Genomic DNA, 20,352 nt, shown 5'->3' with positions numbered 1-20,352 from the left:
TGTCTTCCACTGAAAATTCTGGCAACATGGTGTCCGATGACCGACAAGCCCAAACGCCGGTACGAGAGCGAACTCCGTCGCGAGCAGTCCGACGGCACGCGCCAGCGAATTGCCGACGCCGCCCGGGAACTCATGCTCGCCCGCGGTTACGCCGACACCACCATGGGCGACGTGGCTGCCGCAGCCGGGGTTGCGGTCCAGACGCTCTACGCCGCCTGCCCCGGAGGAAAGGCAGGCCTGGCAAAGCTGGTCTACGACACGACCCTGGCCGGCGACGCCGCGCCGGTCGCGATGAGCGAGCGGCCGGCCGTGGCGGCGATCATCGCCGAGCCCGACCCAGCGCGCAAACTGCGGCTCTACGCCAGCATGGTGGCCACCACCGCCGAACGCATCGCCCCGGTGCACGCGGTGCTGCGCGCGGCGGCCGGCGGCCTGGGTTCACTCCTGCAGGAGTCGGAGGCCCAGCGCCGCACCGGGACTCGCGGCCCAGCCGGCATGCTCGCCGCGGCCGGCGCTCTGCGACCCGGCGTCGACGCGGACCGCGCGGCCGACATCATCTTCGCGCTGACGTCGATCGAGGTCTTCGAACGACTGACAACCACCTGCGGCTGGCCCATCGACGACTACGCCGACTGGCTGACCTCCACGCTCACCGACGCGCTGCTGCCACACCAGCCGGTTCGGCACACGCAGCCCGCGGACTGACCCACAGGCCCGAACACGTCGACACGATGTCGCGCAGCGCCCGCGTGACGGCCGCCTCGATCGACGCCCTCCAACCTGCCAGGCCTTGCTCGTCCAAGCGGCATCCCTCCAGTCCGGCCGCTCCACACGCGGGCATCGTCCGGTGACGCCTACGATCATCACCGTGGCCGAGACCGTGATGCTCATGTTCAGCTACTTCGAGCACGACTGGGACGAGAGTCTTGAGGGTGCTGAGGCGATGGATGCGGAGCTGATGCGGCGCGTCACCGAAGGTGCGTGGATGCCGTACAGCGGCGACGAACCCGACCCGGAGAACATCGCGACGATCGAGGAGCTTGAGGGCCGCGCCCGCGAGGCGGTCGACGAGTGGGACGTGCCCGACGACGTCGTGCGCGTCCCGATCGAGAAGTTGCGGGCCGTCATCGACGGCGGGGGCTGGACGTTCGTCGCGGGCGAGTTCTCCGAGTTCGAAGGGCACCACAACGACACCGAGTACGTCGTCAAGCTCACCCGGCAGCCGGCGACATGACCGAGTCCGCGCTGCTCATGTTCAGCTACTACGAGCACGACTGGGACGAGAGCATCGACAACCCCGAGGCGGCGACCACGGAACTGATGCGACGCGTCACCGAGGGCGATTGGACACCGTACAGCGGCGACGAACCCGACCCGGACGACATCGCCACGATCGAGGACCTCGAGGCCCGCGCCCGCGAATCGATCGACGCGTGGAACGTCCCAGACGACGCCGTCCGCATCCCCATCGACAAGCTGCGGGCCATCATCGACGCCGGCGGCTGGACGTTCGTCGCCGGCGAGTTCACGGAGCTCGTCGGAAACCACCACGACACCGAGTACGTCGTCCAACTCACCCGGTAACCGCCGCGGGGTAGGGTGCGCGGCGTGCTTGGTGGCCTTGACGCAGTTGCCTGGGGCGAGCTGTCACACGCGTACGGCAGCGCGGGCGACGTGCCGGACCTTCTCCGGCAGGCGGCATCCGAGGACAACGAGGAGGCCATCTCCGAGCTGCACGGCAGCATCTTCCACCAGGGCACGGTGTACCCCGCTACGGCGGCCGCGGTGCCGTTTCTCGCGGAGCTGGCAGCGGTGGCCGCGGTCCGTCGGGCTGACTTCGTCTGGATGCTCGGCATGCTCGCCGACCCCCAGCACGCCTCCGGTGCCGCCTTCCCGCAGGTACGGGCGGCGGTCATCGACCAGTTGGAGCCGCTGACGGGCCTGCTCGACGACGCCGAGCCCGCGGTCCGCGAGGCCGCCGCGTATGCCGCCACCAGGGCCGGCGTCGCCGCCGGAGCGTTGTGGCAACGGTGGGCGGTCGAGGACGACCCGAAGGCGCGGGCGGCCCTGGCACTCGCGTTGGGCGAGGTGGATCCCGGCGCCGCCGAAGCGGCGCTCGGCGAGGCTGCCCTGCGCGGCGGGCCGGCGGTCAGCGCGGCGGCCGCGGTGGCGTTGCTCCGGGTTGGCCTGGGTTGGCCGGCGGGCACGGTCCCCACCGTGGTGGCCGCGATCGACGCGGGTGCGACCGTCGCCTGGCCGTGGACCCGCGGAGCGGAATGGTTCGAAGACCTCGCGACTCACGAGGTGGTCCAGCACATGCTCCGGTCCGGCAACCCGCGGACCCGCGAGTCCGGGCTGTGGGCGTTGAGCGCGCGGAGCGACGCCCGGCGGTCGGCGCCCGCGCTGCTCGTGCCGATGGTCGCGGCGATGCTCGACGATCCGGATCCTGACGTCCGCGATCAGGTGATGCACGTGCTGCGCCGGGCGGGCGCCGCGGCCGGGCGGTTCGCCGATGTGGTGGCCGACGTCGCCGCCCGCTTCCCCGACACGGCCGGGGCGCCGGGATTCACCGTCGAATACCGGGCGGTCGAGACGTTGCACCGGCTCGGTGACCCGCGCTGGGTGGTGCCGGTCTGTGCGGCGGCCGCCCGAGGGCACCGGTTCCGGTTCGCGCCCGGCGCGGTCCGCTGCACGCCGGAGGTCCTGGCCACGGTGCACGGCCGGCTGGTCGCCCGTCCGGCGGACGCCGAGGTGCTGGCCGGGATGGTCGGGCACTGGGGCGCCGGCGCCGCCGTGCTCGTGCCGGCGCTGGCCGCCGCCTTGCCGCACGCCGGTCCGCAGGTCGCCCAGGCGCTGCTGCTGTTGGGCCAAGACGAGCACGCCGCCGTCCCGTACTGGCGGACTCGAGCGACGGAAGCAGGTGACCTGGACGCGGCGCTGGCGGTCCGGCGGCTGACCGGGGAAACCGACGTCGTTGTCGACGCTCTCCGGGTCGCGCTCACCAGCGGTGCGGGGCCGTCGATGCCGGACCTCCGTGACCTCGGCGATGCCTTGGCCTCCTTGATGACCGTCGCGGCCCCGTTCCTGACCGGTGTCGCCGCGCCGGTCCACCCACAGCGGGACCAACAAGTCCTGGCGGCCAGGGTGGTGGCGGCGGTGGCCGGTCCGACGGAGGTGCTGCCAACCGTGGAGGCGGTGCTGGCCTCCGGGGACACCCCGGCGCGTCATGCCGCGGACCTGATCGCCGACCTCGCGCTCGACTCGCCCGGCTCGGTCGCCCGCTTGGAACCGCTGCTGCGCGACCGCCTTGGTGACCGCTGGAGCAGGCTGTCGGCCGTCCGGGCGCTCGCCCGGCTCGGCGTGCCGACGGCGGAGCTGGCCGAGCCGCTCAGCCGCGGGCTCCTCGACTACGGCGGGCGCTCGGCGCTCCCGCTCATCGTGGAACTGCACGCGGTCGAGACGATTCCCGTCCTGGAAGCGCTCCTCGACGGCGACGACCGCTCCGGCGTGGCCAGCTCCGCCGACGACGTCGTCTGGGCCGACGAACTGTTCCAGGAACGCATCAGCGAAGCCCTCGGCAGACTCAGGCGGGACACGGCCGGGCGGCGTCCTCGAGTTCGGTGATCTCTGCCCCGGTAGTGCCGCTCCGGGCCGCCGCACCCCACCGGTGACGCGGCCGCTACGGCTTGGGGGTTGTGGGGGGTTTGGCGCAGTCGTCGCCGATGTCGAGGGTGTGGTCGGGGCGCAGGATGGCGTCGGCGGGTTCGGATTCGCTCGGGTGCGGGGTGGCGGCTGCCGGTTTGCCCAGGGCGAGCAGGCCCTTGTCGGCGCTGGCGCAGTCCATCCACGCGACGTAGGAGTCGGTGTCGGCGATCCACATGCCGCGGTCGTTCTTGCGGACCTGGTCGGGCTTCGGGAACTCCCAGCGGATGCTGTCGTGCACGGCGGCGATCGGGGTTGGCTGGCGCACGTCGAACGCGTAGACCCAGACGAAGTTCGTGGTGACGCGCAGGGTCTGGACGCCGTCGACCTTGGCGGAGTCGAAGGTGACGCGGCCGCTGACCCGGGGCTGCTCGTCGGGGTCGAGTTTCGTGGACGGGTCGATCCAGGTCACCGCGTTGATGCGGGTGGCGCCGGTGAGCCACTTCGTGGTCCCGGTGCGGGCGTTCGGTGCCAGCAGCACGAGGAACGCGGAGTTGTCGTGGCCGACGAGCATCTTCTGGTCCAGGCGGCCGGCCACCAGCGCCTGGTGCACCAGTTGCAGGTCCGCGCCCACCTCGGCCTGGGTGAATCCGGTGACGGCGATGGCCGGCGGCAAGGTGATCCCGGCGTCGCCCTTGGGGTACGTCGCGGCCGCGGTGCCGTCGAACGGGCCGGTCGGGGCGGCGCTCGCCGAGGTGGTCACGGAGATGCCGCTGGGCACCGGTTGGGTCGGGTAGGCGGCCGGACCGGTGTCGCCGCCGCCCGGATCGGACGTGAACGCCGCTCTCACATACGGGAAGGCGGCGGCCAGGAGCACCGCCGCGGCGACGGCGCCGGCGATCCAGAGGGTCGTCTTGGTGACCTCGGACCAACCGAAGGACCAACGGAACAGGCGCGCCACGCGGCCCCAGCGGTGGGCCCGCTTCGCCCGCCGTTCGACGTCCTTGGCCCAGTCGTCAAGCCCGTGGAACGGGTCGTCGTCGTGGTCGTTCATTGTGCTCTCATCCGCCCGGGCTTGATCATCTGGCGGCACAGTATGCACGACGGGCCGGACCCTGGACAGCCGTCCCGCGGCGACGACGGCACAGCCACTATCTGGGACGGCGTGATCGGCACCGGGGCGCCATGAGCGCCTGCCAGAACGCCAGGTCGTGCGCCGTCGCTTCCACCAGGTGGGAGGTGTGCGGGCATGGTGTGGGAAATTTGGCTCCGGTACCCACTGTGAGAAACCTGGGCTGCACCGCTAAGGTGCACCGACAGGCCGGGCCAACGCTGTCCCACCGTATTCCGATGCACCCACAGGCAACGGTGGAGGTCAGGCATGCCCGATCCGATGGGCTTCATGAAGTACCGGCGTCAGCTGCCGCTGCTGCGTCCTGTGACCGAGCGGGTCGCGGACTGGCGCGACGTCTACCAGCGCGCGGACTCGCAGCTCATCCACGAGCAGGCCGCCCGGTGCATGAACTGCGGTGTCCCGTACTGCCACAACGGCTGCCCCCTGGGCAACCTGATCCCGGACTGGAACGACCTGGTCCGCACCGGTGACTGGGAGCGCGCGGCCGACGTACTGCACGCGACCAACAACTTCCCCGAGTTCACCGGGCGGCTGTGCCCGGCGCCGTGCGAGGCCGCCTGCGTCCTCGGTATCGGTGACGACCCGGTCACGATCAAGCAGGTCGAGGTCGAGATCATCAACCGCGCCACCGACGGCGGGCCGCTCAAGCCGTTCCCGGTGGCGGCGCCGTCGGGGCGCAGCGTGGCCGTGGTCGGGTCCGGCCCGGCCGGTCTCGCCGCGGCGCAGCAGCTGGCCCGCGCCGGTCACGCGACCACGGTGTACGAGCGCAGCGACGCCATCGGCGGCCTGCTGCGCTACGGCATCCCGGACTTCAAGTTCGAGAAGCACCACATCGACCAGCGCGTCGCCCAGCTCGAGGCGGAGGGCGTGACGTTCGTCACCAGCTGCCACGTCGGCGAGGACGTGTCGCTCGCGGACCTACGCAAGCAGCACGACGCCGTCGTCCTGGCCTGCGGCGCGCTCGACGCCCGTGACGTGCCGGACACCCCCGGCCGCGAGCTGAGCGGCATCCACCAGGCGATGGAGTACCTGGAGGGCGCCAACCGGGTCGTCGCCGGCTCGCTGGACGCCCCGCCGATCAGCGCCGAAGGGCGTCACGTCATCGTCGTCGGTGGCGGTGACACCGCGGCGGACTGCCTCGGCACCGCGCACCGCCAGGGCGCGGCCAGCGTCCAGCTCGTCGAGGTCGCCCCGCTGCCCCCGCCGCAGCGCGACTCGGCCCGCAACCCGTGGCCGACCTGGCCGATCATGCTGCGCAGCGGCTCGGCCCACGAGGAGGGCGGCGAGCGCAACTTCGGCTGCGCGATCCGCCGCTTCATCGGCACCGAGGACGGCAAGCTCCAGGCGGTCGAGCTGGTCGACGTCCTGCTCGGTCCGGGCTTCACCCTCACCGAGGTCGAGGGCACCGTCCGCGAGATCCCCGCGGACCTGGCCCTGCTGGCGATCGGCTTCGGCGGCACGCAGGACGGCGCCCACCTCGAGCAGGTCGAGCTGACCCGCAACCGGCGCGGCACGATCGACACCGACGCCGCGTGGCAGACCGACGCGCCGGGCATCTTCGTCGCCGGTGACGCCCGCCGCGGGCCGTCGCTGATCGTGTGGGCGATCGCCGAGGGCCGCTCCGCGGCGGCGGCGGTCCACGAGTACCTCGGCACCGGCGGCGCCCTGCCGTCGCCGATCACCCCGTCCTCGATGCCGCTCGCCGCGCACTGAGCTCACCCGGCGACACCGTGCAGGGCGGAGCGGCATCACCGCTCCGCCCTCCCCCTTTGCGCACCGGGTCTGGCCGGCGCCGTCAGTCGTCGATGGCGAACATCCCGGCGGGGATGCCCGGTGCCTCGTACTGGCGCCAGATCCGGCGGAAGCCGGGCACCTCGAGGTAGCGCCGCACCGCGGCGAGGCCACTGAGCCAGCCGGACCAGCCCGGGTAGGGCGGGTTCTCCACGTCGAACCCGCTCTGCACGAACGTGAGCCGAGTCCGGCCGCCCGAGCCCTCCAGCTCCCAGGTGGAGGTGAGCCCGTCGGGGAACCGCAGCGACGCCCGGCGCCCCGGCTCGAACTCGACGAACCTGACGCCGCCCGACGGGTCCAGGTCGAAGCCGCCCATCGCGAACCGGCCGTCCACCCTCGGCTCGATGTCGACGCGGACACCGGACCACCTGGTGTAGCGGTCCGACTGGGTGAGCGCGTCGAACACCGCCTGCGGCGGGGCGTCGATGACCACCGAGCCCTGCAGCTGCGGTGAGGTGTAGTCGCACTTCGGGGTCAGCTCGCGCCCCGCCAGGTGGTCGTGCAGGTTCTCCAGGGCGAGCGTCCAGAACGTCTGCAGCTCACCGCGCGGCCCCGCCATGTCCGACAGGACCTCCGCGAAGGTCGGCAGGTCCGTCTGCGTCAGGGTGAGCAGCGTGCTCTCCGTGCCGTCGGCGCCGGCCTCGTGCTCGGTCAGGGTGATCTCGACCGTGGTCTCGACACCGCCGACGGTCCAGGCCAGCCGCAGGCCGCGCTCGTCGGCGGACAGCACCCGCTGCCGCGGCTCGGCACCGTCGGGCGTGTGGCGGCCCCAGAACTGGAACCGGTCGGGCAGCGTCACCTCGGCCTGCTCGGCCAGCCACACCCGCAGCGCGGCCGCGTCGGTCAGCGCGGCGTGGACCACCTTCAGCGCAGCCGGCATGACCGCGCTCAGCCGCAGATCACTGTGCTCTGTCAGCTCTGTCATTGGGATCTCCTTCGGTACTGCCTACTGGAGCCGCCGAGTTGGGCGAGGTCACTCATGCGAAAGCGAGTCTTTACGTAAAAAGATGTTTTGTCAATCGCCCGCGCGCAGCCCGTCCGCCGCCGTGTGAGGCCTGTGTGAGGCCCGTGGCGAGCACGTCCGGCAGTCGCCGCGGCGGCGGGTGCGGTACGCGGCCGCGGCGACGGCCAGGGCTGCGCCCCATACCGGCCACAGCAGGGCGGGGCCCATCATCGCCAGCTTGTCCGGGTCGGGGTCCAGGTACAGCACGCGGGCGAACATCAGACCCGCCGACGTGACCGCCATCGCGACGACGACCGCGGGGACGACGGCGAGGCTGATCGGCACGCGGCGGCCGCGCAGCAGCGGAATCCAGCGCGGGAACCGTTCGCCCCACGGGCGGATGAGGCCGAAGGTCAGCACCGAGCCGATGAGGCCCATACCGCCCAGCGCCGCGCCGCCCCACCAGATGCCCGGCATCTCCTCGGCCATGTCGCGCAGCTGGGCGGAGCTGAAGCCGAGGGGGATGCCGAGGGCCCAGGCGAACCGGGTCGCGGCGTACACGACCGGGACACCGGCGGCGACCCACACCGCGGCCCTGCCCCAGCGCGCCGGATCCCGGCCCGGGGCCTGAAGGCCGGCCCGGCCGCAGGTCGTACAGGCGCCGCGGCGGGCACGGCGGTGGGCGAGCGCGGCGAGGGCGAACAGGACACCGCCGGCCATCAGGATGCCCTGGTGCAGCACCGGCCACGGCAGCTGCGAGGCGACCGACACCCCGTCGGGCCAGCCGAACGGCTTGCCGGCGAGCAGGACCGGGACGTGGCCGAGCGCGACCAGCGGCCGGTAGTCCGGCACGACGACGCCCAGAGCCAAGGCCACGGTCCAGGCGGCGGCCTCCAGCGCGGCACCGGCGCGGGCGGGCACCGCGAGCCGGGCGCCGGCGGCGAGCAGGCCGGCGACGAGGGCGGCGCCGAGCGCGGCCGCCGCGATGACCGGCGCCGCCGTGGACCGGTGGACCCCGCCGAGGATGGACAGGCCCTTCGCGATGCCGGGGTCGGGGTCGGCGGCGCCGAACGGGAAGCCGGCGCCACCGGCGGTCCAGTGCAGCGCGAGCAGCCCGTACGCGAGCGCCCAGCCGGCGGCCAGGGCGGGCCAGTTGATGCGTGGTGTCATGCGTCCAACCCTCGGCGGGCGGGCGGCGGCGGGGCATCTACCGAAGGACGGATTCCCGGGGCCGGGGCGGGGCCGGCTCTGCCGTTCGGCGGACCGCGGCGCCGCCGGCGGGTCTCTACGCTGATCGGGTGAGCGTTGCGATCGGGGCCCTCGCGGTCGTGCCCGCGGCGGCCGCGGGCGGCGCCGTCGTGGTCGCGGCCGTCGTCGCCGCGACCGGCCGGCCTGACCGGCGGGTGTGGCCCGCGCGCCTCGCCGTCGCCGCCGGGGCGGTGTCGCTGGCCGCGACCGTGCGCATGACGGTCGCGCCGCCGGACTACGGCGACGCCGCCGGCTGGGCCGGGATCGGTGAGTGCGGGGCGCTGCTGGCGCTCGTGGTGGCCGCGACCCGGTGGGCGCCACGGCGCGCCACGGCCGCCGGGGTCGGCGTCGCCGGGCTCGCGGTCGCCGTGTGCGTGCTGCGGTTCCTGCCGTCGGACTCGCTGCTGGACGCCGTCGGCGCCTGTGCGCTGTGGGCCGGCGGGCCGGCGGTCGCCGTGGTGATCGGTGGATACCCGCGGCTCGCGGAGGCCCGCCGCCGCGACTCCGTGGCCCGGGAGCGCCGGTCGCAGCGCCTCGCGCTCGCCCGCGACCTGCACGACTTCGTCGCCCACGACGTGAGCGGGATCGTCGCGCTCGCGCAGGCCGCAAGGTTCGTCGCCGGCACCGACCCGGCCCGGGCCCTGGACGCGCTGGCCCGGGTCGAGGCGGCCGGGCTGCGGGCGCTGGACACGATGGACCGCACCGTGGCGATGCTCGGTGACCTCGCCGGCCCGCCGGGCGCCGCGCCCGGTCTCGGGGACCTGCCGGACCTGCTGCGCCGCTTCGACGGGCCGGCCCGCGTGGAGTCGGACGTCGCCGTGCCCGAGGGCGTGCCGGCGGAGGTCGGGACCACCGCGTACCGGCTGGTGCGGGAGGCGCTGACGAACGTCCGCCGGCACGCCCCGGCCGCGACGGCGGTGCGGGTGGTCGTGGCCCGGACGCAGGGCGCGCTGGCCGTCACGGTCACCAACGACGCCACACCCGGCGGCGCCCGCACGCCGGGCAACGGCACCGGACTGGCCGACCTGCGGCACCGGGCGCACCTGCTCGGCGGGACGCTGCAGGCCGGGCCGTCCGGCGACGGGTGGCGGGTCGCCGCGGTGCTGCCGCTGGGGCAGCCGTGACCACCCGCATCCTGATCGCCGACGACCAGGAGAACGTGCGGATCGGCTTCCGGCTGGTGCTGGACAGCCAGCCGGACATGACCGTCGTCGGGGAAGCCGCGACCGGCACCGCCGCGCTGGACCTGGCCCGGCACCTGCGGCCGGACGTCGTCCTCGCCGACATCCGCATGCCCGGGCTCGACGGGCTGGAGCTGACCCGGCGGCTGGCCGGCACCGGCCCGCGGGTCGTCGTCGTCACCACGTTCGACCACGACGACTACCTCACCACCGCGCTCCGCGACGGCGCCTGCGGGTTCCTGCTGAAGCGGTCCGGGCCGGCGCTGCTGATCGAGGCGGTCCGGGCGGCGATGGCCGGCGACACGCTGATCAGCCCGCAGCTGACCGTCCGGCTGCTGCGCCGCCTCCAGCCGCTGCCCGCGGCGGCGGCCGGCGTCTCAGGCGTCTCAGGCGTCTCAGGGCTGACCGGCCGGGAGCGGGACGTCGCCAGGGCGGTGGCGGCCGGCGGCACCAACGCGGAGATCGCCGAGTCGCTCAGCATCTCCACCGGGACGGTGAAGACCCACGTCGCCAGCATCCAGGCCAAGCTCGGCGTGCGGAACCGGGTCGGCATCGCCGCCCGCATGTGGGCCGCGGGCGAGGCCGGCGGCCCACCCGACCCGGCCGGCTGACACCGGCGGACGACCGACGGTCGCAACCGGGGTGCAGCCGGGGAGCGGCCCGCGAGCCCCGCTCAGCCCCGGACCGTGCGCCCCGATGTCGTGGTGTCGGACGACGGCCAGGCATTCGAGGGGCGGCGGCAGTGCAGCGTTCGCAGCGACGGCGGTGGTACGCCGTGACCGGCCTCGCCGTGATCATGCTGGGCCTGACCGGGCTGAGCGTCACCGGGGTGGCGCAGACCCGCCGGTCGGCGGCGGCCGTCAGCAAGGTGTGCGCGCTCGCCGCCGCGTACGGCCGCATCCACGACGCCGTCATCACCGAGGAGCGCAGCGAGCGGCTGTACCGGGTCGAGCCAGGATCGGTCGTGCGGACGTCGCACACCACCGCGGGCGCGTCGCTGCAGGACGCGCTGCTCGACGTGGAACGGTTCGGCACCGACACCGACCGGCGCCTGGCGACCGAGCTCGGCGCGCTGCACGGGCAGTACCTGCAGGCGGTCACCGACGTCTTCGACGCCGTCGACGACGGTGACGTGGCCCGGATCGACACCGGCCGGGCGCAGTCGCTGTTCGAGCGGATCAACCGGATCGTGCAGACCGCGACCGTCGAGCGGGACGCGCAGGCCGCCCGCGCGCTGCGGCACCTGGAGCGGGTCGAGACGCTCGCGTTCATCGCGACGGTCGCCGGGTTCGCGGTCGGGCTGGTGCTGATGACGGTGCTGCTGGTGGCCAGCGTGGGGTACCAGCGCCGGCTGATGCGGCACGCCGCCTCCAGCGAGTACCTGGCCTCGCACGACTCGCTGACCGGCCTGCCGAACCGGGCGCTGTTCGCCCGCCGCGCCGCCGACGCGCTGCGGGACGCGCAGGACCGCGGCGCCGGCACCTCCGTGCTGATGCTGGACCTGGACCGGTTCAAGGAGGTCAACGACACCCTGGGCCACCACTACGGCGACGAGCTGCTGCGGCAGGTCGCGGCCCGCACGAGCGCCACGGTGCGCTCCGGCGACCTGGTCGCGCGGCTGTCCGGGGACGAGTTCGCGATCCTGCTGCCGCAGGCCGCCGCGCACGACGCCGCCCGCCTGGCCACCCGCCTGCAGAGCGAGCTGCACCGCAGCTTCGTGCTCGACGACGTGACCGTCGACATCGAGGCCAGCATCGGCGTCGCGGCGGCCCCGGAGCACGCCACCACGGTCGAGGCCGCCCTGCGCTGCGCCGACATCGCCATGTACAGCGCGAAGGACACCAAGACCGGTGTCGCCGTCTACGACCCGGCGATGCAGGTCGAGGACGGCAGCCGCCTGCTGCTGCTCGGCGACCTGCGCCGCGCCCTGGACAGCACCGACCAGCTCACCCTGCACTACCAGCCGAAGATCCGGCTCAACGACGGGCAGGTGTCCGGTGCCGAGGCCCTCGTGCGCTGGCAGCACCCGACCCGCGGCGCGATCCCGCCGGCGGAGTTCATCCCCGTCGCCGAGACCACCGGACTGATCAGCCGGCTCACCCTGTACGTGCTGCGCGCCGCGCTCGGTCAGGTCCGCACCTGGCTGGACGACGGCCTGACCCTGCCGGTCGCGGTCAACGTGTCGCCGCGCTGCCTGCTCGACGCGGGCCTGGTCGGCCACGTCGTCGCGCTGCTGCGCGAGTTCGACGTGCCGGCGTCGCTGCTGCGGCTGGAGGTGACCGAGTCGGCCGTCATGGCGAACCCCGCGACCGCCACCGCCACCCTCACCGAGCTGCACGAGCTCGGCGTCCGGCTGTCGATCGACGACTACGGCACCGGCTACTCGTCCATGGCGTACCTGAAGCGCCTGCCCGTCGACGAGCTGAAGGTCGACCGCACGTTCGTCCTGCACATGGACGCCGACCACGACGACGCCGTCCTCGTCCGCGGCGCGATCGAGCTCGGCCACAACCTCGGCATGACCGTCGTCGCCGAGGGTGTCGAGGGCATCGCCCACGTCGCCGCCCTGCAGGCGCTCGGCTGCGACATCGCCCAGGGCTACCACTACGCCCGCCCGATGCCCGCGGCCGACCTCAGCCGGTGGATCAGCGACCAGCGCCCCGCCACCGTCCCGGTCGGCTGACGCCACCCGCCCCTGCCACCACACCGGAAGCCGGCGGCCGCGACCCGACCGCATGCCGCATGATCACCTTATGGACCTGGACGCGCCGGTCGATCTCGCCGGCCTCACACCGGTCGAACGGACGCTGCTCCGCCTCGGCGTCATGGAGTGGGAGCGCACGGACGGCGACAGGGAGACCTCCGCCCGGCTGCTGGGCTACGACGACCAGCGCCAGCTCCGAGCCGACGTCCAGCGCCTCGCCGGCCTCGTCGACGCGGCCCGCCCCATGACGCGCCGCGACTGCCGGCGCCTGCTGCTCGCGACCGAACTGGCGTTCGCCAGCGAGACGCTGGGCTGGGCCCGTGACTGGGAGGCGGACACCGGCTTCACCGACCGCGACACCAGCACCGTGCTGCGCGGCATCCAGGAGAGGCTGGCCGGCGTCGTCCACGGCTCCGCCGACCGCGTGGCGGCGGCCGAACCGTCGGCCCGACCGGCGTGGGAACCGATTCCCATGGATGCCGATGACATCTACTGGGAGCCGTTCCACCAGCGGTTCGCCTTCCGGCCCGGCATGCGATCGTGGCCCGCGATCAACGAGCCCGTGCCGTCGGTCACCTTCGACCTGGCGCCGATCTTCGCCGGCAGCCACCCGGAGTTCTCCGCGGCGGCGAGCGCCGTCGGGAGCCTCGCGCTGGTCGCGTTCGCGCGGGTGCTCGAGATCGGGACGGGCCTGGTGGTGCTCGACTGGCAGCATCAGACGTTCCGGTTCTGGCCGCATCTGTTCGCCTGCCAGCAGGACCAGCACTGGTCGACGCCGGTCGTCCCGAACGGTGACTACTCGATCTTCCTCACCGAGGACATGCGGACCGGCACGTTCGGACACCCCTGGGAGCAGACGCTCTGCGTCTTCGGCGACCGGCTGGTGCCCACCCTGGCGCCGATGCTGGAGAGCTGGCTTCCCGTCAAACGCAGCAGCCGGTAGCGACCAGCCCGGGCGGGACGGGCTGTCAGCTCACCGGCGCGGGCGCGGGCGCGGGGGTGTCGCTGAGGCGCCAGCTGTTCTTGCCGGCGGACTTGACCGCGTACATGGCCGTGTCGGCGCGGCGGAGCAGGTCGGCGGCGCCGCCCGGGGCGTCGCTGACAGCGGCGATGCCGATGCTCGCGCCGACCCGGACCGGGTTGCCGCCGATGACGGCGTGGGCGGCGACGGCCTGCACCAGCCGGCTGGCGAGCCCTGCGGCGCGCCCGCCGGTCTGGCCGGTGAGCACGACGAACTCGTCGCCGCCGAGACGGCACACGACCGCGTCGTCGCCGGCCTCGCGGGTCAGCCGGCCGGCGACGTCGCACAGCAGCTGGTCCCCGACCACGTGCCCGAAGGTGTCGTTCACCGCCTTGAACCCGTCCAGGTCGATGAGCAGCAGCGCGGTGTCGTCGCCGGTCGCGGTGAAGCGCTCGATCGCCTCGTCCACGTGGCGGCTGAACGAGGCCCGGTTCGCCAGGCCGGTCAGCTCGTCGTGCCACGCCTGGTGCCGCAGTTGCTCGGTGAGCGCCCTGTTCTGCGTGAGCAGCCGGTTGTTCTCGTGCAGGGCCGCCAGCTGGCGGGTCGCGACCAGGACCAGCAGGACGCCGGTGCCGGCCAGGACTCCCCCGCGGCGCCAGTCCAGCCCGGGGCCGACGACGGCGACCAGCAGCCCGAACGCGGCGGCGGAGGCGCCGTACGGCAGGACGCTGAACGGCCGGTCGCGGCGGGCCAGGGGCGGCACGGTGCCGGCGACGCTCGCCTGGTGCTGCAGCACCGCCCCGGTCAGCGAGGACAGCTGCGCCAGCAGCAGCAGGACGGTCGGGGCGATCGGCGCCTCCTCCTGCCCGATGGGCAGCGCGGTGGCGACGCCCGACAGCGTGATGCAGGCGGCGTAGCAGGCCAGGGTGGGGCGGGTGAGCAGGCCGGCGCCGACGAGCGCCACGCGGAGCACGCCGAACCCGGCGACGAGCACCGTCACCGGCAGGGCCAGGGTCTCCGACAGCGACAGCCAGCCAAGGTCCGGGGCCCAGTGGCTGCTGACCGTGAAGTACCAGATGAACGCGGCGGTGCCGACGAGCACGATGCCGGCGTCGAGGCCGACGCGCAGCTTCTGCGACCGGCTGTGGGTGACGGTCGGGTAGCGGAACACGGCGTACATGGTGAACACGCCGGCGACCGGATAGACCAGTTGCGCGCCGTACATCGACACGGACCGCCCGCTGACCGAGGTCGTCAGCAACGCGGCGAGGTCCACGGCCATGCCGATCGCGTACACCAGCAGCGCCCGCGCCAGGCTGACCCAGAACCGGGCGGCCGCGGGCGGCACCCCGGGGACGCGCGACGTGCGGTGCACCACGAACGTCAGCGCACCGAGCAGCCCGAGGTCGGCCAGGACCGTCACCGGCCGGGAGGCGTCCGGCGGCAGCAGCAGCCCGGCGAGCACCGCCAGCACCGCCAGCACCGCACCGGCCGGCAGCAACGCGCCGACCCCGCGAGACAGCCGCATCCTCAACCCTCCTCGCCCCCGCCAGCTGGTCGTCGGCAGACATCGGCACCGTCCGGGCCGACTTGAACAATCCCCGCACGCCCGGTCGGCCAGGGTACCGGCGGTGCGGCCGCGCTTACCCGCCGCGTGGATGGGAACCAGTACCGGCAAGAGGTCCTGCGCAATCCCAGGAGGAGCAGATGCCAGCCGGTTCCAATGCCAAGCGCGAACGGCAGTACGAGCACATCAAGGAAAGCGTGAAACGGCGCGGCAGGTCAACGGACGTCGCCGAGGAGATCGCCGCGCGGACGGTCAACAAGGAGCGGGCCCGCGCGGGAGAGTCGCGGACGGCCAGCCGCTCCTCGATCAACGACGTGTCGTCCGGGCATCGCGGCGGGAAGCGCTCGCACTCGGGCGCTCAGGGACGCACGAAGGAGCAGCTGTACAACGAGGCCAGGCAGCGCAACATCAAGGGGCGCTCCGCCATGAGCAAGGCCGAGCTGGAGAAGGCGCTGTCCCGCTGAACGGCACCGGCCCGGCCCGTGCTCATCGGTCGTCGAGGGTGATGACGACCTTGACGTCCTCGTCGGTGGCGGTGAACGCCTCCGAGGGCCGCTCCAGCGGCACCCGGCGGGTGATCAGCCGGCCGAGCCAGTCCCGGTCGGCCTGGGCCAGCGCGTCCGCGGCCGTGGCGTAGTGGCCGAGGTTGGCGTTCACCGAGCCGACGACCACGTCGTTGTCCAGGACGAGCTCCCGGTTGAGGTCGCCGGCGTCCACGGTGACGCGGCGCCCGGCCGACGAGACGCCGGTGAGGCAGACGATCCCGTACGGTGCGGTGCCCGCCAGCGCGCCGAACACCACCGACCCGATGCCGGTCGCCTCGACGACGACGTCGGGGCGCACTCCCGACATGACGGTGCCGATCGGCTCGTGGTGGTACACGGCGCCGAGGTCGCGGACCAGGCCCGGCTTCGGACCGGTGGTGACGCGGTCCAGCACGTGCACGTCGAGCCCCCGCCGCACGCCGAGCAGCGCGGCCAGCAGGCCGATCGGCCCGGCCCCGGTGACCAGCACGGTCTTCGGCTCGAACCAGGCGCGGGCACCGATCTTCTCGATCTCGTCCCACGCCTTCGCCACGACGCTCGCCGGCTCCAGCAGCATGCCCACGCCGGCCAGGCCCGGGTCGAGCTTCACCGCGTAGCCGGGCTGGACGGCCCAGGCCTGGCTGGCGTAGCCGTCGAGCTCCTTGATGCCGCGTTCGGTGTACCGGCCGTTGCGGCACATGTCGAACTGCCCGTGCGCGCAGGCACCGCACGGCACCGGGTCCGGGCGGCGCACGATGCCGACCACCAGGTCGCCGGGCGCGAACCCGCTGCCGGACGGGGCGTGCCGGACCCGGCCCAGGGACTCGTGCCCGATCACCAGCCGCTGCCGGTCCGGCGGCGCCGAGCCGTAGTCGCCGTGGGCGATCTCCTTGTCGGTGCCGCACACCCCGACGGCCAGCCCCTCGACGAGCAGCTCGCCGTCGCCCGGCTCCGGGTCGGGGACGTCGGTCACGGCGAGGGACTGCCGTTGCCGCGGGATGACGGTCAGGGCACGCATCCGGCGCACACCTCCATGGTCGATCCAGCTGATGACAGGTGGCGGGCGCGCGCGCCCGTGTGCCGCATACCCAGTGCGCGATGCATCCATGTACGGACGGCCGCGCCGCCGGTTGCTACCGGGGTGCGAGCGGGTGCAGCGCCCGCGGCGGCACCGGGTGCGCGCTGATCTCGCCTTCGGGGTCGGCGACGTACAGCCGGTCGGCGGCGACGGCCACCGCGAGCGGTACATCAGGAAAGGCGACGACGTGCCGGGCCGCGCCGGTGAGCAGGTCCCACACCGTGAGCGCGGGTCCCGTCACGGCGGCCAGGACCGCACGGCCGTGCAGGACACCGACCGCGGGCGCGCTCAGGTCCTGCACGGTCGCCGGCAGCGCCGGGCCGGCCGGGCAGCGCAGGGCCAGGTCGAGGACCCGGTACTCCCGCCAGTCGGTCTTCACCAGCAGCGCCGGCCGCCGGCCGAGGGCCCACGGGCCCCAGCGGTAGCCGCGCACGAACACGGGCGGCCCGACCGGCCGGCCACCGATCGCGTCCCACAGCCAGCCGCGCCAGTCGGTCCGCGGCGAGTCGTCGTCGGGCTCCAGCCAGGCGTACGCCCCGCCGGCCACCGCGACGAGCTCGTCCACCCGCCAGCCGTCCGGCGCGCTCCACGGCGCCCGGAGCGCCTCGCCGGTGCGCAGGTCGTGGTAGTGGACGCGCCGCCAGTCGCTGCTGAGCACCGCCGGCCGCCCGGACACCACGGCCGCCGCCACGGTGTAGACGCCGTCGCCGTCCGGTTCGAACCGGCCGACCGGCTCCGGACCGTCGACGGTGAGCCGGTGCACGATGCAGTCGTAGCCGCGGCCGCGGACGATCGAGTACGCCTCGCCGTCCGCCGCGAACGTCGACAGGTTCGTGTCGGGGCGGGAGAAGCACCAGTCGTAGGGCATCGGCCACCCGCCGAGCAGCCGGCCCGTGTCCGCCTCGTGCAGCGTGCAGGCCGTGGCCTGGTCGACCGTGCTGAACATGCCCGCGACGACGGCCACGCCGCCGACGGTGGCCGTCCGCAGGGCGCCGAAGTCCCACGTCCGCACCCGACGCATCGTACGGACTCCGGCGGGCGCTCACTCCTTCACGCCCATGTGCTCCATCGGCGGGACGCGCAGCAGGCGGCCGATCGGCAGCACGGTGGTGAGCAGGGCGAGCAGCGCCGTGCCGGCGATGACGGTGGCCCAGCCGAGGGGCGGCACGTAGGGCAGCGGTTCGCCGGTCACCGCGTGCACCACCATGGTCAGGGTGGCCAGGGCGATCGCCGAACCCATGAGGACCGCGACGCCGAGGAGGCCGGCCTGTTCGGCGTGGACCATCCGCTTCGCCTGGCCGCGGGTGACGCCGGCGAGGCGGAGCACGGCGAGCTCGCGGCGGCGGGCGAGGGCCGCGATGACCATCGTGTTGGCGGCCGCGAGGGCGGCGTAGCCGACCATGACGCCGACGAGCAGCCTGTTGAGCCAGGCGCTGACGGCGAGGTCGGCGGCGAGCTGCCGGGTCTGGCCGCTGGTGGCGACGAGCGTGCTGCCGGGGTGCCGGGCCGTGAGGGCCGACAGGTCCGCCGGGCCCGACGTGCTGATGAGGACCTCGTCGTCGACGTCGCGGGCGGTGTGACCGGCGACCGTGTCGCGCGCCAGGGTGATGTCGCCGAAGCCGAGGCCGCGCTCATAGACGGCGACGAGGGTGAGCCGCACGGGTGTGCCGTCGCCGAGCCACAGCGGGACCGTGTCGCCGATCTCCCAGCCGTGGGTCGATGCTCTGATCGACGATGCGGCCACGGTACCGGCGGACAGCGCGGACAGGTCGCCCTGGCGCACCCGCAGGTCCATCGTGGCGGTCAGGTCCGGCCCGGAGACCGCCTGGGCACCGACCGTCTCCGCGCCGTCGAGGAACTTCACGATGACGGACGTGCGCCGTACCGACGTGGCGGCCCGGACGCCGGGAAGCTTCCGCGCGTCGTCGGCGGCGCCGACGGGCAGCCCGGCCGGGGAGACCAGGGCCTGCGAGGCGCGCAGGCCGTCGCGGCGCTGGGCGAGGGTCTGCCGTTCGAGGTTGTCCTGCAGGAACCATACGGATCCGCCGAGCCCGACGGACAGCACGAGCGCGGTGAGCACGGCGGCCGTGCCGCGCGCGTTCGCCTTCAGGTTGGCGGTCGCCAGGTATCCGCTGGTCCCCCACACCGCGCGCAGCACCGGCGCCAGCGCCTGGGCGGCGGCCCGGTTGATCCACGGCGCGAGGAGGCCGACCGCGGTCACGAACAGGTACAGCATGCCGACCGCGGCGGCGAGCGCCGCCTGCCCGCCGGCGCCGAGCGTGAACGCGCCTGAGGAGCCCGCGCCGGCCAGCGCGACGAGACCGCAGACGAGGCGCACCTTGCCGCCGCGAGCCGGCTCGACCGCCACCTCGCCGAGGGCCTCGACGGGGCGGATCGCGGTGACGCGGCGGACGGCGATCAGCGCGGACAGCACCGCGACGAGCGTGGTGACGCCGGCGGCCGCGACGGTCGCGAGCAGGCCGTCGGCGATCGGGAACGTCGCGGGGACGAAGCCGCGGCCGACGAGCTGGCCGCGCACCCACCGGGTGGCGAGCAGGCCGGCGGGGACGCCGATCGCGACGGCGGCGAGACCCACCGCGGCCGCCTCGGCCATGATCATCCGGCGGACCTGGCCGGGGGTCGCGGCGACGGCGCGCAGCAGTGCGAGGTCGCGTCGGCGGTGCCGCACCGACAGCCCGACGGTGGCGGCGACGACGAACCCGATCAGCAGCACGACGTACCCGCCGAACGCGCCGCCGGCCTGGATCAGCAGGTCCCGCGCGTCGAGGTCGGCGGAGCCCTCGGCCAGGCCGCGGTCCGCGCCGGTGTAGACCTTCGCGTCCGCTTCGGCCGCGAGCCCGCGTACCGCCGCCGCGAGGGCGGCCTTGTCGGTGCCGGGTTGCGCGACGACCCCGATGGCGGCGACCCGGCCGGGGTGCGGCGACAGGGTCGCGGCGTGCGCGTCGGTGAAGAAGACCGCGGGTGCCGGCCCGTCGACGACGCCGCTGACCCGGTACGTCCGTGCGGCGCCGCCGACGACCAGGTTCAGCTGCTGGCCGGGCGCCATCCCGAGCCGCCGGTCGACCGCGATCTGGTCCTCCACGGCCGGCGGGGCTCCGGCGACGAGCCGGAACGGTGTCAGTGCGGCACTGGCCCAGCCGTGCCCGGTGACATCGGGCAACCCGACCGGCACAGGGTCGTCGGCCGCGACCGTGGCGACCCCGGCGAGCCCGCGGATCCGCTCGACCAGGTCCGCCGGGACGGTGCCGCCTTCGGGGAGCCGTACCGTCGACCGGACGACCTCACCGTCGAGGTCCTTGGCGCTGATGGTGATGTCGCGGTGCGCGACCACCACGTCGGCGGCGGCGTATCGGACCGGCGCCGGCTTGTACCGCAGCCCGGACTCGACCAGCGCGCCCATGGCCATGAGGATCATGACGCCCGCGGCGAGGGCGACGAGCGAGGCGACCGCCGAACCGGGACGGTGCCGCAGCATCCGCAATGCCAGCCTGGTCATGCCGCCACCTCCGCTGCGCTCCGGCGTCGGCCTGACCCGACACTGCAATGCTGATTCGCGG

The 20,352-nt window shown here is 74.1% G+C and carries 17 protein-coding genes; 10 read left to right on the top strand and 7 right to left on the bottom strand.

What is annotated here, in order from left to right; translation table 11 throughout:
* The first annotated feature begins 36 nt into the window (after positions 1 to 36).
* From ABD332_RS36395 to ABD332_RS36380, 4 genes are all read left to right on the top strand, one after another.
* A complete protein-coding gene (locus ABD332_RS36395; RefSeq protein ID WP_344507381.1) occupies positions 37 to 705 on the top strand; it encodes a TetR/AcrR family transcriptional regulator in 669 nt (222 codons plus the stop codon).
* Between the two features lie 163 nt (positions 706 to 868).
* Positions 869 to 1,234: a hypothetical protein gene (locus tag ABD332_RS36390; RefSeq protein ID WP_344507380.1), complete on the top strand. Its 366-nt coding sequence runs from the start codon at positions 869 to 871 to the stop codon at positions 1,232 to 1,234.
* Complete coding sequence (locus tag ABD332_RS36385) at positions 1,231 to 1,584, top strand: hypothetical protein (RefSeq protein ID WP_344507378.1); 354 nt, start codon at positions 1,231 to 1,233, stop codon at positions 1,582 to 1,584. The genes ABD332_RS36390 and ABD332_RS36385 overlap by 4 nt, the downstream gene beginning before the upstream one ends.
* Positions 1,585 to 1,608: 24 nt before the next feature.
* Positions 1,609 to 3,624, top strand: coding sequence for a hypothetical protein (locus tag ABD332_RS36380; RefSeq protein ID WP_344507376.1), 2,016 nt, complete (start codon positions 1,609 to 1,611; stop codon positions 3,622 to 3,624).
* Between the two features lie 55 nt (positions 3,625 to 3,679).
* Here the strand turns inward: ABD332_RS36380 and ABD332_RS36375 are convergent, their stop codons facing one another.
* Positions 3,680 to 4,696: a hypothetical protein gene (locus ABD332_RS36375; protein ID WP_344507374.1), complete on the bottom strand. Its 1,017-nt coding sequence runs from the start codon at positions 4,694 to 4,696 to the stop codon at positions 3,680 to 3,682.
* Between the two features lie 327 nt (positions 4,697 to 5,023).
* Between ABD332_RS36375 and ABD332_RS36370 the strand changes: the two genes are divergently transcribed.
* Entirely contained in the window at positions 5,024 to 6,490 is a 1,467-nt protein-coding gene (locus ABD332_RS36370) for a glutamate synthase subunit beta (protein ID WP_344507373.1), read from the top strand.
* 82 nt (positions 6,491 to 6,572) lie between these two features.
* On the opposite strand, the gene ABD332_RS36365 is transcribed toward ABD332_RS36370, so the two are convergent.
* Positions 6,573 to 7,493, bottom strand: coding sequence for an SRPBCC family protein (locus tag ABD332_RS36365; RefSeq protein ID WP_344507371.1), 921 nt, complete (start codon positions 7,491 to 7,493; stop codon positions 6,573 to 6,575).
* Positions 7,494 to 7,583: 90 nt separating this feature from the next.
* Positions 7,584 to 8,681 carry a hypothetical protein gene (locus ABD332_RS36360; protein WP_344507369.1) on the bottom strand — a complete coding sequence of 366 codons (1,098 nt, stop codon included), beginning with the start codon at positions 8,679 to 8,681 and terminating at the stop codon, positions 7,584 to 7,586.
* Between the two features lie 128 nt (positions 8,682 to 8,809).
* Here ABD332_RS36360 and ABD332_RS36355 point away from each other — a divergent pair, with 128 nt between their 5' ends.
* The 4 genes from ABD332_RS36355 to ABD332_RS36340 all read left to right on the top strand — a co-directional run bounded on the left by ABD332_RS36355 (position 8,810) and on the right by ABD332_RS36340 (position 13,587).
* Positions 8,810 to 9,883 (top strand): sensor histidine kinase, encoded by a 1,074-nt coding sequence (locus tag ABD332_RS36355; protein WP_344507367.1) that lies wholly within the window; start codon positions 8,810 to 8,812, stop codon positions 9,881 to 9,883.
* Positions 9,880 to 10,551: a response regulator gene (locus tag ABD332_RS36350; protein WP_344507365.1), complete on the top strand. Its 672-nt coding sequence runs from the start codon at positions 9,880 to 9,882 to the stop codon at positions 10,549 to 10,551. Before ABD332_RS36355 ends, ABD332_RS36350 begins: the two co-directional genes overlap by 4 nt.
* A 164-nt stretch (positions 10,552 to 10,715) precedes the next feature.
* The gene (locus ABD332_RS36345) at positions 10,716 to 12,623 is read left to right on the top strand and encodes a putative bifunctional diguanylate cyclase/phosphodiesterase (protein WP_344507363.1); all 1,908 of its coding nucleotides are present in this window, start codon (positions 10,716 to 10,718) and stop codon (positions 12,621 to 12,623) included.
* A gap of 70 nt (positions 12,624 to 12,693) precedes the next feature.
* A complete protein-coding gene (locus ABD332_RS36340; RefSeq protein ID WP_344507361.1) occupies positions 12,694 to 13,587 on the top strand; it encodes a DUF2716 domain-containing protein in 894 nt (297 codons plus the stop codon).
* 25 nt (positions 13,588 to 13,612) lie between these two features.
* On the opposite strand, the gene ABD332_RS36335 is transcribed toward ABD332_RS36340, so the two are convergent.
* Entirely contained in the window at positions 13,613 to 15,133 is a 1,521-nt protein-coding gene (locus ABD332_RS36335; RefSeq protein ID WP_344507359.1) for a diguanylate cyclase domain-containing protein, read from the bottom strand.
* Positions 15,134 to 15,312: 179 nt separating this feature from the next.
* On the opposite strand from ABD332_RS36335, the gene ABD332_RS36330 reads away from it, so the two are divergent.
* Positions 15,313 to 15,636 carry a plasmid stabilization protein gene (locus ABD332_RS36330; protein ID WP_344507357.1) on the top strand — a complete coding sequence of 108 codons (324 nt, stop codon included), beginning with the start codon at positions 15,313 to 15,315 and terminating at the stop codon, positions 15,634 to 15,636.
* Between the two features lie 22 nt (positions 15,637 to 15,658).
* Here ABD332_RS36330 and ABD332_RS36325 read toward each other — a convergent pair whose 3' ends face one another.
* The 3 genes from ABD332_RS36325 to ABD332_RS36315 all read right to left on the bottom strand — a co-directional run bounded on the left by ABD332_RS36325 (position 15,659) and on the right by ABD332_RS36315 (position 20,291).
* Complete coding sequence (locus ABD332_RS36325; RefSeq protein ID WP_344507356.1) at positions 15,659 to 16,714, bottom strand: glucose 1-dehydrogenase; 1,056 nt, start codon at positions 16,712 to 16,714, stop codon at positions 15,659 to 15,661.
* Positions 16,715 to 16,829: 115 nt separating this feature from the next.
* Positions 16,830 to 17,786 carry a hypothetical protein gene (locus tag ABD332_RS36320; RefSeq protein WP_344507354.1) on the bottom strand — a complete coding sequence of 319 codons (957 nt, stop codon included), beginning with the start codon at positions 17,784 to 17,786 and terminating at the stop codon, positions 16,830 to 16,832.
* A 30-nt stretch (positions 17,787 to 17,816) separates the two neighbouring features.
* A complete protein-coding gene (locus tag ABD332_RS36315; protein WP_344507352.1) occupies positions 17,817 to 20,291 on the bottom strand; it encodes an ABC transporter permease in 2,475 nt (824 codons plus the stop codon).
* Between the last annotated feature and the right edge of the window lie 61 nt (positions 20,292 to 20,352).

The sequence above is a fragment of the Dactylosporangium maewongense genome, assembly GCF_039531485.1.
GTDB lineage: Bacteria > Actinomycetota > Actinomycetes > Mycobacteriales > Micromonosporaceae > Dactylosporangium > Dactylosporangium maewongense.
The sequence above is the reverse complement of the archived record's forward strand: the minus strand, read 5'-3'. Positions and strand labels throughout refer to the sequence as shown.